A 15,182-nucleotide genomic window follows, 5' to 3' on the forward strand; every position below is an offset into this window, starting at 1 on the left:
TCTACCGCCGCCTACGCGGCGGCTCGAGTTGTTGTTGCAGCCACTGTTGCGCGCGCGACAACACCTCGTCGTCACCGGCACGCACACCGCGAGCGGTCGGTCGCACATCCACCACCGGATTCAGCCCCACGCGCTGGACTTGTCCACCATCGGCGCGCCGTATCTCCTGCGTGGCGATCCCCACCGTCAGCCCCCCGGGGAGCGACAATGGTGTGGTCCAGCTCAACGCACCGGCGCTGGCGCTGCCGATGAAGGTCACGGCGGTCAGCTGCTCCAGCGACAGCGCGAATCGCTCCATCGCGCCCTGCGTGCGCTCATCGATCAACGCCACGATGCGCCCTGTGAATAGCGCCGATGTATCGACCGTGCGCCACCACGACTGCGACTCGCGCACATCCGGACACTCCAGCACGGCCTCGCGAATGGCGGACTGGCACGGCGACGCCAGGGAGCGCTGCACCGCGCGACCGACGACGGCGCGCGTTTTCGCGGCCAGATGGCGCAGCAGTCGCATGTCGTCGATGGTCAGGTGGCCGCGCAGGTCCAGCACCACGCCGCGCGCCGAGTGCAGTGTGGCGAACGCACTATCCACGGTGGCATCCGTCAGCCGCTCGACATCCAGATAGCCGACGCCTTCCCCAACCAGACGGACGGGCGCACCCAATGGACGCTCCGTGGTTGGAAGGGCATCGCGATACGAGATGCGTCGTGGCACGGACAGTGTGCGCTCGCGATTGTTCACATCGCGAACGCGGACCATCGCGTCTCCGGGGCGACCCCGTGACATCTGTTGCATCAGGAGGCGCGTGCGGGTCCAATCGTTCGTCGCCGGCGCCACGCGACGATGTTCGGAGAGCCACGCGACGGTCGGGAACCCGTCCAACGCCACGATCTCGGTGCCCGGTACCAATCCCAACGTCGTGGTGACCGAATCGCGCACGATATCGCTCAGGAAGACACGGCCTTCGGCATACCGCAGGCGAAAGGGCAAGGCGGCCGTGCCCACTACCGCGTCATAGGACGCTCCCTTCACCACACCTTCTGCATCATCCAGCGAGGCCGCCAACTCCGCGATGCTCTTCGCATAGTCCTCCGCGCTTCGCGCGGCTTCCAATCGGGGTATGACGCGCTCGAAGACCGCATCCAGGTCGTCGTCGTACAGATCCCGGTACGCATGACGCGCACGCATGGCGCTCCACAGTCGAAAGCCCGCCAACAACCGCGCACCCATGAACGGGTAGGCGGTGGTGTCATAAAAGACGGGCGTGGCGGCTGGTGCCACGAGCATGGGCAATGGTCGCTCGGCCAATGGCAGCGGCGCGGTGGCCCGTAGCACGGTCATCGCCACTGCCATCGCCCCGTCACTCGACGAAGCGCCGATGACGGTCGTATCCGGAGTCACATCGACTGATCCGTCCCCGTGTACCAGCTCTCCCACGCGCACCGACGCCACCAGTGCGGGAGAAATGGGAATGCGCACGCGCTGCACCGGTGCCGCATCGCGCAGCGCGCCGTCGGCAACGAGCGTTGCTCCCGCCGCGTCGTGCAGGGCCAGCAACACGCCGGGCAGCACTGTTCCGGAATCGGCAAGCATGATGATACGCGGCGAGCCGGTGGCGTGCCCGACATAGGTGGGTTCAATGCCCTGCTGCCATCCGTCGTGAAAGACGCGTGCGCCGCGGCCATCATCCACTGGCGCCCAGACGCCAATGCGGCGCGTGCGCTCAGCGGGTGCCGCCACCGTCCCACGCAGCAACTGATCGGTAAGACCCGTGCGGGCAAGGAAGTGCTCCAACTGCACGGCGCGCGCCAGGGGATCGGTGACCGGCGCACCGCGCAGGTCCAACACGACCCGCGTCGGCAAACGGCCGATCGTTGTGACAACAAGCACCGAATCAGCCGCGTCAAGCGGGGCGGACGGGGCAATGTGAATCACGACGATACTGTCGCCCGTGCGCTCAGTGGTGACGGCGACGGATGCAGGGTTGGCCATCACCGCAGGCTCGACTCGCGTGAGCGGATCACCCAGGTTCGCGAACAATCGGGCATAGGCGGTGGTCAACGCCGCATCATCGGTGGCGCTCCGGACACGGGTGGCCGCGACGATCAGCGCGGAATCCCACGGTACGCCACGAGTGGCGACCCAGGGATGATGAAGCGCAACCGTGTGCCACACGTGCGCCAGACGAATCAGACGGGCGACGCCGGCAGAATCGGACGCAATCGGTTCGGGCTCGGCGTCGGGCGGTTCGGCAGGATTCGGTGCTCGCGGCGGCAGTACTGTGGCGGCCGTCGCGCGGGTTCGACGAGGTTGGCGGCTCACAGCCCCCTCGTCGGCGCTGACTTTGGCGGCAGACCTCCGTGAGGCGAATACTCCGGAGCACGCCATGCTCGCCAGCACGGCGCACAGCACTGACGCGCGGAACGTCCGCGTGCGAACGGTGCCGCGCGGAGGGCGGTTCGGCATCATATTGCCTCGGGCGTGGCGGTCATGCTGCCAAAGATACGCGTGCGTCACGCCGTTCACCTATCCTTCGCGTCGCATCGCGCCTTACCGTTGCACCAACGCCCTCATGACCGAACGGCTCTACTACACCGATCCGCGGCTGGCCCGATTCTCGGCGCTGATGGTCGCCCTTGAGGATAACGGACGACGAGTGGTGCTCGACCGGACGGCCTTCTATCCCACGTCGGGCGGGCAACTGCACGATATCGGTCAACTGAGTGGCATCGACGTGGTGGACGTGATCGATGAGGAATCGCGGGTCGTACATGTGTGCGCCGAACCAGTTCCGTGCACGGTGGGCGATCGAGTGGATGGCGCCATCGACATGACCCGACGATTCGATCATATGCAGCAGCATTCCGGACAGCATCTGCTGTCGGCATTGCTGGCCGACGCCTATGGCTGGCCCACCGTAAGCGTGCACTTTGGCGACGACACCAACACGCTGGACGTGGCGGCGAACAGCATCGATCCGGCGCTGCTGCCGGAGATCGAACAGCGCGTGAATCGGCTGGCGGCGGAGAATCGCGCGATTGCCGTGTCGTTCGAGGACGCTGCGCAGGCGAGGGGACTGCGCAAGGCCAGCGATCGGGATGGCGTGCTGCGCATTGTGACCATCGAGGGTCTCGACCGCAGCGCCTGCGGCGGCACACATGTGGCGCACACCGGTGAGATTGGATCCATGCTGTTACGCCGCATGGAGCGCACGAAGGGAAACACGCGGCTGGAGTTTGTGTGCGGTCTGCGGGCCGTGGCACGCGCGCGCGCCGACGCCACACTGCTTTCCTCGGCCGCGCGAATCTTCACCGCATCGCCCGAAGACCTCCCGACGCTGGTGGAGGCACAGCATCGGCGGGTGGCGGAATTGGACCGCGAGCGCAAGAAGCTGGTGACGGAGCTCGCGGGCAACCAAGCGAAAGCGCGGTGGGACGAAACGACCGTCAACCCGCTGGGAGTTCGACGAATTCGCCTCGATCCCGTTGCGGGACCGGTTCGGGATGCCGAGCCCTTGGTGCAGGCACTATTGGCGCTGGGACCGTGCATGGTGCTGCAGCTCAGCCCGTCCACCAACGGTGTGATGTTGGGCGCGTCCGAACACAGCGGAGTCGATGCCGGTCAGGCCTTGCGCGCCGCCCTGCAAACCGTGGGTGGCCGCGGTGGTGGATCACCGCGGCTCGCGCAGGGAAGTGCGGCGAGTATGTTGGAATTGAACGCCGTGGCCATGGTGCTTGGGTTTTCGTGATCGGGGGGCACAGGCACGCCCCGATCGGTCGCGATTCTTCTCTTTCAGGAGATCGATCATGAGCATTCGAACAACGTTGGTTCGCTCAGCCGTTGCACTGACCATGGCGGCTGGTGCCTTGCCCGCGCAGGCAGCGCATCGCACATCGTTCGGTGTACTCCTCGGCGGCGCGGCGGCGAAGCTCGCCAATGTGGACGTGGAGTCCGCCGATCTGTTCAATGGCCTCTCGACCATCAAGAATCGCTACGGCTTCCAGGCTGGCGTGTATATGAATCGGTCGCTCGGCACCGTGTGGTCAGTGCAGCCGGAAGTGCACTATGTGCAGAAGGGAACGCGGCTGGACGTTGGTGGGTCGTCGCCCGTTGGCTCGCTGGCGATCGATCTGGCGTACGTCGAAGTGCCGCTTCTGGTTCGTGCCGACTTGGGAAAGGCGCCGTGGCATCCCTTTCTGACGGCGGGTCCGACCCTGGCGCTGCGTGTGGGTTGCGACGCCACACTGAAGAGCGGGCCTTCCAGCCTCAGTGTGGAATGCAAGGAATTCGACGACAATGGCACCAAGCGAGATCCGTTCGAAACGACGGACATTGGCGCAAGCATCGGGGCTGGGTTCGCCGGGCGGCTGGGCGGACGCCGCGTGCTGATGCAGCTTCGCTACGGGAGAGGATTCACCACAGTCGTCAAGGACGACGGGTCCTCCACTGGCACCAAGCAGTCGCCGAAGAACTCCGTCATCTCACTCGTGCTTGGTTTGGGCAACTAGACAACCCGATCTCCCTTTTCGACTGGATCCCGTGACTCCACTTGATACCCGACCGTCGGCCGCTGAACATGCGCCGTTCGCTCTTACGTATATCGACGCCACGGCAAATGCCCTGACCGGAACCACTCGTGCCAGCGTAAGGGCACTCCTGGAAGGCCAGGTCGGGACTTTGCACACACTCACGCGCGGCGTTGACGCAGCAATCGTGCATCGTGGCTACGCGCCCGATAAATGGACGCTCGCCGAGTCGTTGATTCACGTGGCCGATGTGGAGCGGGTGTTTGCCTACCGGTTGCTGCGCATTGCACGGGCCGACAAAACCCCCCTTCCCGGCTTCGACCATGACGCATGGGTTCCCGAGACCCGAGCCGCTCGCCGAGAACTTGTGGACATCCTGACCGAAATCGACACCGTGCGAGCCGCAACGCTCGCGCTGGTGCGATCGCTGGACGAGGCTGCGGTGCTGCAAATAGGTACCGCAAGTGGGCATCCAGTTTCCGCACGTGCCCTGGTGTGGATGATTGCCGGACACTTTGCGCATCATCTCGACCTCGTTCGCACGCGGTACCTCGCGGAGGCCTGAAAGGCACTATTTTCCGGACGGCGCGCGCCCACCTCCGCAGGGCGCGCGCCCTGAACGTTCCGTCCGGAGTCATTGTGTCCGTTGCACCTGCCGCCGCACCGTCCTCGAGTCGCACCGTCACGCGTCTCGCGATTGATACCGTTCGCACGCTGTCCATGGATGCCGTGCAAGCGGCTGAGTCGGGGCACCCCGGCACACCCATGGCGCTGGCTCCGTTGACGTATGCGCTGTACGCGCGCCATTTGCGCCACGATCCGTCAGCACCGCACTGGGCTGATCGCGACCGGTTCATTCTGTCGGTGGGCCACGCCTCCATGCTGTTGTACGGCACGCTGCATATGGCCGGCTACGATTTGCCGCTCAGTGAGATCCGCAATTTCCGGCAGTGGGGCAGCAAAACGCCCGGACATCCGGAAGTGCATCACACCGTGGGTGTTGAAACGACCACGGGTCCGTTGGGACAGGGTGTCGCCAACGCGGTGGGGTTTGCCGTGGCCGAAGCGCATCTGGCGGCGACGTTCAATCGTGACGGATTCGCGATTGTCGACCACTATACGTACTTCATAGCGGGCGATGGTTGCCTCATGGAGGGTATCTCCCATGAAGCGGCCTCGTACGCCGGTCACTTCGGACTGGGCAAGTTGATCGGGTTCTTCGACGACAACCGCATTACCATCGACGGCAGCACCGACGTGTCGTGCAGCGACGACGCGGCGAAGCGCTTCGAGGCCTACGGATGGCAAGTGCTGCACGTGGCCGACGTGAACGATATCGCGTCGATTGATGCCGCGATCGACGCGGCCAAGGCGGATACCAAGCGGCCTTCACTGATCATCACGCGCACCCACATTGGGTTTGGATCGCCGAACCGGCAGGATACGGCCAAGGCGCACGGCGAACCGTTGGGCAAGGACGAGATTGCACTCACCAAGGCGGTGTATGGTTGGGACTATCCCGAGCCGTTCACCGTGCCCGATGAAGCACGGGCACATTGGCGCGAACAGGTGGCGCTGCGTGCCGTGTCACACACATCGTGGCAGACGCTGTGGATGTCGTACGCGGCCACGCATCCAGAACTCGCGGCCGAGTTCGAGCGGCGCATGCGTGGCGAGTTGCGCCCCGACGCCGCGACGGCGTTTCCGACGTTTGATGCGAAGAGCGGCGCAGTAGCCAGTCGCGCCTCCAGCGGTGTGGTGATCAACGCGATTGCATCGGCTATTCCTGAGTTGATAGGCGGTTCAGCCGATCTGGCGGGTTCGAACCTCACGGTGGTGAAAGGCGCGCCGTTCTTCACCGCCGAGCATCCGGCCGGTCGCAACTTCGAATTTGGCATTCGCGAGCATGGCATGGGTGCCATCATGAACGGCATGTCGCTGCACGGCGGCATGATTCCGTATGGTGGCACATTCCTGGTGTTTGCCGACTACATGCGTCCGTCCATTCGCCTGGCCGCGCTGATGGGTGTGCAGGCGGTATATGTGTTCACCCACGATTCCATCGGACTTGGCGAAGACGGTCCCACGCACCAGCCGGTAGAGCATCTGGCGTCGCTGCGCTGCATTCCGAACCTGCTGGTGTTGCGACCGGCCGACGCCGATGAAGTGGCCGAGTCGTGGCGCATGGCGGTGACGCACAAGACGGGTCCGACAGCGTTGGTGCTGACACGGCAGAAGTTGTCGTATCTCGGGAAAACCGAGGCGATTCGTGCCGGCGTGCCGCGCGGTGCGTACGTGCTGGCCGATGTCGCGCAACCGGCCGTGGTGTTGATGGCGACTGGCTCGGAAGTGGAGATCGCGCTGGCGGCGCGTGACCTGCTGGCGGCAACCGGTGTGGCAGCGCGCGTGGTGAGCATGCCGAGTTTCGAATTGTTCGCGCAGCAGGACGCGGGCTATCGCGACAGTGTGTTGCCACGCGGGGTTCCGCGGGTGGCGGTGGAAGCGGCGCACCCGGCCAGTTGGTATCGCTGGGTGGGCGACACGGGCGCGATTGTCGGCATTGAGCACTTCGGGGCCAGCGCGCCGGCACCGGTGCTGTACCAGCAGTTCGGGATTACGGCGGAGAAGGTGGTGGATGCGGCGCGGGGTGTCCTGAAGAACTGAAGAACAATTCGCGAAGGACCTTCGCGAACTTGGCGCCCTTTGCGGTTCAATTGTTTCTTTCCGCCGCCTTCACCACACGCCGCAGCCCGCGCCCGGCCAGTGTGCCGGTGATCTTCCCCTCGCTCACCGCCGCTTTGCCGTTCACGAACACCCACCGCATGCCCGACGCCAGCTTGGTCGGCTCCATGTAGGTGGCTTCGTCGCGAATCGTTTTCGGATCGAAAACAATCACATCGGCAAAGGCACCCGCGCGCAGCAGGCCACGCTCGGTCAATCCGTAGGTCTCGGCCACCTGCCCTGATGACGCACGTACCATGCGTTGCATGGTGATGACGGGCTTGTCCAGCACGTAGCGACGGATCTTGCGTGGATACGTCCCGTACAGTCTCGGATGTCCGTCCGATCCATCGGAACTGGTCATCACGTGCGGATCACGCATGAACGTTTCGATATCGGCCTCGGTCATGTTGAATGAGGCGACGCCCATGTCCAAACCGTCGCGAATCATTTCCAGGGCGGTTTGTACCGCGGTCTTCCCACGTTCGGCCGCCACCTGCTTCAGCGTTTTCCCCACGTACGGCTTGGCGGCCGCGCTGCCGTTGATGAGCAGAATCGTGCTGTCGCCGCCGCGCCGCCGCAGGTTGTCGCGCATTTCCAGCAACATGGTTTCACGTTGCCCCACGTCGGCGATGCGCGCGTTCATGGAATCCCGACCACCGGCCTGTACCCAGCGCGGCAAAAGGGCGGCACTGAGCCCTGTTCCGCTGGCTGTCCACGGATACTGATCGGCCGTGACGGTGCACCCACGCTTCCGCGCCTCGGCCATGATGGCCAACACGCTGTCCGCCTTGCCCCACACGTCCACGCCCAGCGCCTTGATGTGGCCGACGTTTGCCGTCAAGCCAGACTCACAGCCAATGCGCAGCGTCTCGCGCACCGACGCCAGCAGTCCGATGGAATACGAACTCTCATCGCGTTGATGCGTATCGTATACGCCACCGAACGGTTTGGCTGCCGACACCACGGCGATCACTTCCTCGGTGTTGGCGTAACTCTGCGGCGCGTAGAACAGCCCCGAACCCACGCCGTACGCGCCCTCGCGCATGGCCTGGGTGATGAGTGTGCGCATGGAGTCGATTTGCCTCTTGTTGGCCGGTGCCGATGACGCACCCATGACCCGACTGCGCACGGTGCCAAAGCCGGTCAGTGCGTAGCTGTTGGTGCCAAGTCCGGCGCGTTCCGATTCGCCAAGGATGCGCGCGACGTCGATCGGGCCACGCCCGTCGGCACCCAATACCACTGTGGTAATGCCCTGCATCAGCGACGACGCATTCTGGCGACGCTCGGCATTCAGTCGAGGCAGGCCTTCGTAGGTGTGCGTGTGCGGATCGATGAAGCCGGGTGACACGATCAGCCCGGTCGCATCGATGCGCGTGGTGGCCTTCGTGCCAGCTGGTGCACGGCCAACCAGCACGATGCGATCACCGCGAAGGCCGATGTCGGTGATGCGGCCCGGTCCCCCTGTGCCGTCGTACACTGTGGCACCGGTAATCAGGACGTCGAGCGTGGTTTGGGCGCTGAGCCCAAGTGGCGTCGCAACGGCAGCAGCCAGGAGTGCGCCGGCAAGCGCCCGTCGAATGCGATGAGTTGGCATCATGCCAACAACATACGCCGGCTCACCAGACAGGCCAGCGTCAGCCGGAAGCGAGTCGCGTCATGGCCCCTTCCAGAAACGCCGCGCGCCAGGCTTCCAGTTGCTCGACACTCACACTCGCCGACGCCGCTACCGTTGCCGGGGATTCGCCGCGGAGCAGCCGCAGCACCAGCGCGCTCTTCCCGTCCGGGCTCGAAACGTCGGGCGAGGGCCGCGTCGGGTGTGGGACGGTATGCGTCGCCACACTCGACGCTCGCCGTCGCGCTTCAATGGCCTTCACCACGACGGCACTCAACGACTTCACGTACTCCAGCGCCACGCGGTCGGGCACCGGTTCGCCATCGGCGCGATCGCCATACAGACAGCCCACCATGGTCCTGGCCACGGCAATCGGGAAGACGCCAAACTGCGCGGCGCCCACCTGCTGCACCCAACGCGTCTCTGACGACGTGGGCGCGCGGTCCACCGGCACGTAGGTCGCGTGGCGCTGCTGCATCATGGCCACCACTGGTCCACCCTGTGCGGTCATCGGGAAATCAAAGCGCGTCATCAGTGCTTCGACCCCGGTACCCAGACCGGATCGTGCTGAAAGGCGGGTGCGGTCAGCGTTCAGTACACAGGCAATCACCCGATCGAACGGCCCGCCGCGCAGCGCGGCTTCCAATGCCAGCAACAGGACTTCTCCCAGCTCCGCCCCCGATCCCGGGTCCACCTTGCTCTCCAGTTCCTGACGCAAACGACGACGAAGCGCCGGAGATCCCGGTGTGTCGTGGTGGTTCACGGTCTCGATTTCCCACTCGCCGGTTGGCGTGGCCGACAAGCCCATCGCCATGCGCGCCGCATCCGCGAGTTCCTTGAGCTGCCGTGCTTCCATCGGCACCTTGGCACTGCTGAACAGCTCGCGCGTTTCATCGAGCGCCGCTTCCACCACGTCGCGCACCTGCTCGCGCGAGACTTTCAAGTGCGCGGCATGGCGCTCCATCGCCGCGTGGACGGCACGTTCGGCATCGTGTTCGCCGGTCGCATCGTGTCGATAGATGGCCAGTGTCAGATCGTGGCTGAACGCCGTGATGGCGCTGGCGTCCGACGACACCGCACCCGGTCTCGCCCGAATGCCCTGCACCACCGTGTCCGGCATTCCCCAGTGGCGGGCCACGGCGACGGCCAGATCTTCGTAGCGAAACCCCAGCACCGCGTGGGCGGCCCCGGTCAGTGTCTGTCCTGTGCCCTCGGTGCGCTCCTGAATGCGGGCATAGTCATCCGGGAAGTGACAGGCGATGAGCACTTCCCCGAGATTGCGGAACATGCCGCACAGGTGCGCCTCTTCCGGATCACCGCGCTGCAGACGCGACGAGACCTCGCGCGCGTGGTTGGCCGTGATCAGCGACATCACCATCAGCTCCTTGAGCACTGGCGAGCGTTTGCTGTAGTTCTCGAACAACAGCAGGCTGCTGGCCAGATGCCGTACCGTGCGCGCGCCCAGCATCATCATCGCGTGCGTCGCGCTTTGAATGGGCCGACCGGTGCGTCGATAGTGCACGGTGTTGGCAGTTCGCACCACGCCCAACGTAAGGCTGTACTCGCGCAGCACGACGTTGGCGAGGCGCTGCAGTGAACTGGCATCATCGTCGATCAATGAGATCGTGTCGATGATCTGTCGCGACAGTGCGGGAAAGTCGCTGGCCTCCTGGATGCGCGCCAGGCGCGCGTCCACCAGCGACTGCTGGTCCGCATCGCTATCGACACGCCGCGTTGGAGTGGCGAGCTGTCCGTTCACGGCCATCGTGCCTGTCAACCTCGGAGAAGGGGATTCCCTGAGAGTATCGGCAGGTGGGGGGTGGCTACTTCACTATTGTGGCGACGTGCGGCAACCTTCACGTTGAGCTCACCTGGCGTCCACTGTCACCACGCGCATGTCCACCGAACGGCGATTCAACGAGCAGGAAACCGCCTACATCCTTGAGCGGGCGGCCGCCGCCGAGCCCGCCGCGAGCGACGACGGGATGTCGCCGACGAGCGCCGACCAACGCCCGGGGGTGCCGCAAGGCATGACGCTGCAGCAGCTGCAGGACATCGCGGCTGAAGTCGGCTTGAACACGGCAGCCGTATCCGCCGCGGCACAGTCCATCGAACGCGGCGATCTGGTCCCTACGCAGCAGCGAACCTATGCCGGACTGCCGGTGGGTGTCACGCGCACCATCGAACTGGGACGAGCCGTCACCGACGCGGAATGGGAGCGCATGGTGGTGGCGCTACGCGAGACGTTCCAGGCCCGCGGGACAATGGTGACCGAAGGATCGCTGCGTCATTGGAGCAATGGCAATCTGCAGGCGCTGTTGGAACCCACCGCCACTGGTCATCGGCTGCGCCTGCAAACCCGCAAGGGCGACACGGGGTTGATGATCGGCATCGGCGTGGGCACGATGCTCATGGGCGGTGTGCTTGGCATCGCGCTCGCCTTGTCGTCCACTCCACTGCACACCACACACCCGTGGTGGCTCCCGACGCTGTTTGGAGCGGTTGGTTTGGCGCTGATTGCCCGGCCGGTGTTCACCCTGCCCACCTGGGCCCGTACGCGCGCCGCGCAGATGGAACAGTTCGCGGAAACCGCCGCGCGTATCCTGAAGCCGTGATGGGCGCGCGACTCGAGCCGGTACCGCCCACGCCAGGGGAATCCGTCCGGCTCGACGATCGCACGCGATGCATTGTCGGCACGGCGAGCGATGCCGACGTGCGCCTCGATGACCCGCACGTCCGGGCGCATCACTGCCGTCTGGAGTGTCGCGACGACCGGTGGCTGATTCTCGATGGCGATCCGACGGTCACGGTGAACGGCCACGCGCTCACCGGTCCCATGCGCCTGTTCGATCGCGATGTTATCACCCTTTCCTCCGCGCACCAGTGGGAGTTTGTCAGCGGCGAGCGCCGCACCGTGGAGTTGCCGATCCCTGGCGCGCGGCAGGTGCCGCGCAGGCGCCGCCCAACGGATGGATTTGAATTGCCCAGGCGTCCGTTTCCGTGGAGAGTTGCGGGCATGGTGTCTGCGGCGTGCCTGCTGGCCGCGGTCGCGCTTTTTGCACTCTGGTACTTCCGGCGCGCCACCGCCGATCCGGATGCGATACTGTCCGACCGGCAAGCCATCCGCTTCGACTCGCTGTTGGTGGTTGCCTATGATCATCTTGAGCGGGGCAACTCGCTGCTTGAACTTGGCATTCGGGACGACGCGGCGCAGGAGTTCGCACGCGGCATCAATACGCTGGCACTCAGTGATTTGCGCGATCACCCGCAGGTGCGACCCCGAATCCTGGCGCTCGAGAGTTCTGTTGCGGCCATGTATCGGGAACGGCGGCTCGTTGTTCCCGACGCCTACGTCGGCGCGCGATCATCCATGTCGGCAGACAAGATCCGCACCGCCGCGCTGTCACGCAATCAGTTCTCGCATGCGTTCGACCTGGTGTCGGGCGCATTCCGGTTGCGTTTCGGTGCATCCATTGTCGTGGTGGGCCGGGATCACGCCGAGCATCTCACGCTGTACGGGGAAGGCGGCGCGCTCGATCTGCGCAGCCTGACCATGTCAGCGGAACAGGTTGCGTTCGTGATCACCCAGTGTCGCTCGTACGGCATTCGGGTGAAGGATTTCTCGCAGGACTCCATATTGCGGCGTCAGGTTGACGCGGCCGTCCGTGCGGGGCTGCCCGACCGGGCCGGCACGGGACTGCATCTGCACATCGACCGTTTCGCCGATCGTCGAGACCGGTGGACGATCGGAGCGATTTCCGACCGACCACCCCTGTCAGGAAGTGGTCAGACCAGCAGGAACTTGAGTCGAGTCACACCCGATAAGGTGAACTCGGACCCATCCTCCAGCAGGCGAGGTTCGCCGCGTTCGACCGCGTCGTCGTCAACCGACGTCCCATTCAGGCTGGAGTCAATAAGATAGTAGTTGCCGTCCTTGCGCAGGATCGCGCAGTGATAGCGCGAGACGTACGCGGACTCATCGCTGAGCACCAGATCGTTCTTTTCCTCGGGGCGATCGGATTCCGCCGACCCGATACGGAAGATGGGGCCGGACATCGTGTACATCTTGCCCCGACCCACGCCGTCGATGATGCGCAGCATGGCCGTGCGCTGCTCGGCTTTGCGGTGCTCCAGATCTGCCGCGCGTGCCCGTCGAACGGCCATCACGCGCGCCGTTGCGGCCAGCGTCATCGCCGTCACCAGCACGAGGCCGGCGGCGATGTACACGGCCAATTGCAGCTGGCGTGCCCGCTGCAGGGCGATCACCCGCTCCTTGAACGCCAGCGCCCGCTGATTATCCGGTTGCGTTGCCAGGACCATCGTGACAATCGAATCCGCGCGGGGCAACGCGCGCGCCGTCATCGCTCGCTGAATCGACGACAGCTGGTCGTCGATCTGCGCCTCGCGGGCCTCGACCGCCCGCCGCGCCGAGTCGGCGGCGACGGCGATGTCGTAATCCCGGATGGCGGCGCGATACCGCTCGTCAACGAGGGCGTTGCCCATCCCCTCAAGCTGAATGCGCTTCCAGCAATCCGTGCGATCGCGAATGCCGGCGATGGTTGACGCCGTTACCGAATCGACGTGATCGCAGTAGCGCATCAGCGTGCCCCGTTCCTGCGTGCGCGCGTCGCTCGCTGCAGTGCGTTGGGCATGCGCGGCGGCGTAGGACAGCGGGAGCGCGACGGCGCACACCACTATGCGCGACAGGGATGCCGCACTCATGGGCGAGTCCGGGGCAGCGTCGCCGACTCGTGCGTGGGCTCTTCCGGCGTGCGCGGCTTCGCCTCGCGCGGTGCAACGCCACGGAGTTGCTCGAGTTCCTGCGTGGACAGCAGCGCCCGCGCCGCCGCCACTTGTTGGGCCAGGTCCTCCTCCGAATCCCGATGCTCCTCCCACAGGAAGTGGGGCACGTACAGCAGCAACAGCAGGCCCGTCGCGGACAATACGAGCAACAGCAACGGGCGTATGCGTGGCGAGTCGCCGCCCACGGCAAGGGCGTCTCGGATTGGCGCGGGCAACGACGCCGAGTCCGCCGTGCCGGTAAAGGCGGGCAGTGACAGCAGAGGCGGACGCCACGCAGCGCGCAATCGCAGCGTCTGACCCGAGGCAGCAGACAGCGAGATCGTGCCAAGCAGGGAAGTCCGTCCCAGCGACATCGCTTTCAGCACCGGAACGCCAAACACGGGCGTGATGTCTGGCTGCGTTGCGCCGGAAATGCGCGTCTGGTCCGCGCCAATCATCCCCACCCCGGCCAGTTGCGCGCTCCAATGCGGCATGGACGTTCCGCTCGCGCCGCCAATCATACCGTCGGGCGGCAACACGAGCCGCGATGCCAGACACGCGGCGTCGCGGTTCGGGGTGCAGCGCACCAGCCGGAATCGGGCCACCACTGGGCCCGTGGTCGCGGCCTGCGCGTTCACGTCCCGGCCTGGCCACCCCAACCACATGGACGCAATCAGTCCGAGTATCCACCGCGTCGACGTCACGCGCGACGTCTCAATGTCAAACGGTACCGGTGACGACCGACGGCCAGGATTGCATCGCGCGTGACGGGAATGGCGCGGTACAACGGATAGCCATTGAGTACCGCGCCTGCGGGCGGTGGATACACGTACACAGCGCCGTCGACACATCCCACCTGCGACTCGGCAAGCCCTCTCGACCACCCTTCTTCAATCGCGCATTCATGCAGGGACCACATGGACGGCCGCTCATCGCGCGGAGGAAGCACCTGCACCACGATTGGTGCGCGCCACAGGGCCGGACCCACCGCGGCAAATCCGATTGCGGCACCACACCACGTCATGGCCACTGGCCACCACAGTTCAGTCGGACCGGGTAAGCTGAGCGTCGCACCGGCCACGGCTCCACCCAACGCACCCAATGCGAAGCTCTCGGCAGTCGACGCCAGATGCCGCGTGCGCGAATAGCACGAGAGCGCGGCGGCCGCGCATGCCGCCATCAGCGACCAGGTAGCCATGCGCTCAAGCACAAATCCCCTGGGGGACATGCTCCCGCGCAAAGCCAGGCCGAGACTGGCCGCGACCAGTGCGCCAACGCCGCCCATCAGTGCGCCGGCGACCAATGCGGGCATCAGTGGTTCGCGTCGATGCCGTGCCCGCATGGTGAGAACCCCCGCACCGCTGCACGCACCAATGGTCAACGCGACCAGCTGATCAATCCGGTCGTACGACGACAGCCATGTCGTGCTGTCGGTCCAGCCGCTCGCGATGGCCCATGCCACGGCGCCACCGATCCATCCGGTGACGACGGCGGCCGATAAACTCGGGGACAGCGCTCGCGACACTGACACCATGCG

Annotated in this window: 11 protein-coding genes; 6 read left to right on the forward strand and 5 right to left on the reverse strand. The window is 65.3% G+C overall.

Annotated features, from left to right (window positions below; genetic code table 11):
- Nucleotide 1: 1 nt before the first annotated feature.
- Nucleotides 2-2,467 (reverse strand): hypothetical protein, encoded by a 2,466-nt coding sequence (locus IPP90_22220; GenBank protein MBL0173352.1) that lies wholly within the window; start codon nucleotides 2,465-2,467, stop codon nucleotides 2-4.
- 106 nt (nucleotides 2,468-2,573) lie between these two features.
- Between IPP90_22220 and IPP90_22225 the strand changes: the two genes are divergently transcribed.
- The 4 genes from IPP90_22225 (at nucleotide 2,574) to tkt (ending at nucleotide 7,191) form a co-directional block, all read left to right on the forward strand.
- The gene (locus tag IPP90_22225) at nucleotides 2,574-3,749 is read left to right on the forward strand and encodes a hypothetical protein (protein ID MBL0173353.1); all 1,176 of its coding nucleotides are present in this window, start codon (nucleotides 2,574-2,576) and stop codon (nucleotides 3,747-3,749) included.
- A 58-nt stretch (nucleotides 3,750-3,807) separates the two neighbouring features.
- Nucleotides 3,808-4,509: a PorT family protein gene (locus IPP90_22230; GenBank protein ID MBL0173354.1), complete on the forward strand. Its 702-nt coding sequence runs from the start codon at nucleotides 3,808-3,810 to the stop codon at nucleotides 4,507-4,509.
- A 31-nt stretch (nucleotides 4,510-4,540) separates the two neighbouring features.
- Complete coding sequence (locus IPP90_22235; protein MBL0173355.1) at nucleotides 4,541-5,092, forward strand: DinB family protein; 552 nt, start codon at nucleotides 4,541-4,543, stop codon at nucleotides 5,090-5,092.
- Between the two features lie 155 nt (nucleotides 5,093-5,247).
- Nucleotides 5,248-7,191: a transketolase gene (gene tkt / locus IPP90_22240; GenBank protein MBL0173356.1), complete on the forward strand. Its 1,944-nt coding sequence runs from the start codon at nucleotides 5,248-5,250 to the stop codon at nucleotides 7,189-7,191.
- A gap of 46 nt (nucleotides 7,192-7,237) precedes the next feature.
- Here the strand turns inward: tkt and IPP90_22245 are convergent, their stop codons facing one another.
- Both IPP90_22245 and IPP90_22250 read right to left on the reverse strand, forming a co-directional pair.
- Nucleotides 7,238-8,845 (reverse strand): amidohydrolase family protein, encoded by a 1,608-nt coding sequence (locus IPP90_22245; GenBank protein MBL0173357.1) that lies wholly within the window; start codon nucleotides 8,843-8,845, stop codon nucleotides 7,238-7,240.
- 40 nt (nucleotides 8,846-8,885) lie between these two features.
- Nucleotides 8,886-10,622, reverse strand: coding sequence for an HDOD domain-containing protein (locus IPP90_22250; protein MBL0173358.1), 1,737 nt, complete (start codon nucleotides 10,620-10,622; stop codon nucleotides 8,886-8,888).
- 136 nt (nucleotides 10,623-10,758) lie between these two features.
- Here IPP90_22250 and IPP90_22255 point away from each other — a divergent pair, with 136 nt between their 5' ends.
- On the forward strand, nucleotides 10,759-11,478 hold the full coding sequence (locus IPP90_22255; GenBank protein ID MBL0173359.1) for a hypothetical protein: 720 nt from the start codon (nucleotides 10,759-10,761) through the stop codon (nucleotides 11,476-11,478).
- Nucleotides 11,475-12,785, forward strand: a complete 1,311-nt coding sequence (locus tag IPP90_22260) for an FHA domain-containing protein (protein ID MBL0173360.1) — start codon at nucleotides 11,475-11,477, stop codon at nucleotides 12,783-12,785. The genes IPP90_22255 and IPP90_22260 overlap by 4 nt, the downstream gene beginning before the upstream one ends.
- A gap of 796 nt (nucleotides 12,786-13,581) precedes the next feature.
- On the opposite strand, the gene IPP90_22265 is transcribed toward IPP90_22260, so the two are convergent.
- Together IPP90_22265 and IPP90_22270 are read right to left on the reverse strand one after the other, a co-directional pair.
- Entirely contained in the window at nucleotides 13,582-14,349 is a 768-nt protein-coding gene (locus IPP90_22265) for a hypothetical protein (protein MBL0173361.1), read from the reverse strand.
- Nucleotides 14,346-15,176 (reverse strand): hypothetical protein, encoded by an 831-nt coding sequence (locus IPP90_22270; GenBank protein MBL0173362.1) that lies wholly within the window; start codon nucleotides 15,174-15,176, stop codon nucleotides 14,346-14,348. Before IPP90_22270 ends, IPP90_22265 begins: the two co-directional genes overlap by 4 nt.
- Nucleotides 15,177-15,182: the final 6 nt, after the last annotated feature.

It is taken from the genome of Gemmatimonadaceae bacterium (assembly GCA_016720905.1).
GTDB lineage: Bacteria > Gemmatimonadota > Gemmatimonadetes > Gemmatimonadales > Gemmatimonadaceae > Gemmatimonas.

Excerpts from the sequence above, each read along its gene's own strand:
- IPP90_22245 (MBL0173357.1), bottom strand. The coding sequence starts at position 8,845 with ATGCCAACTCATCGCATTCGACGGGCGCTTGCCGGCGCACTCCTGGCT.
- IPP90_22225 (MBL0173353.1), top strand. The coding sequence starts at position 2,574 with ATGACCGAACGGCTCTACTACACCGATCCGCGGCTGGCCCGATTCTCG.
- IPP90_22220 (MBL0173352.1), bottom strand. The coding sequence starts at position 2,467 with ATGCCGAACCGCCCTCCGCGCGGCACCGTTCGCACGCGGACGTTCCGC.
- IPP90_22230 (MBL0173354.1), top strand. The coding sequence starts at position 3,808 with ATGAGCATTCGAACAACGTTGGTTCGCTCAGCCGTTGCACTGACCATG.
- IPP90_22255 (MBL0173359.1), top strand. The coding sequence starts at position 10,759 with ATGTCCACCGAACGGCGATTCAACGAGCAGGAAACCGCCTACATCCTT.
- tkt (MBL0173356.1), top strand. The coding sequence starts at position 5,248 with ATGGATGCCGTGCAAGCGGCTGAGTCGGGGCACCCCGGCACACCCATG.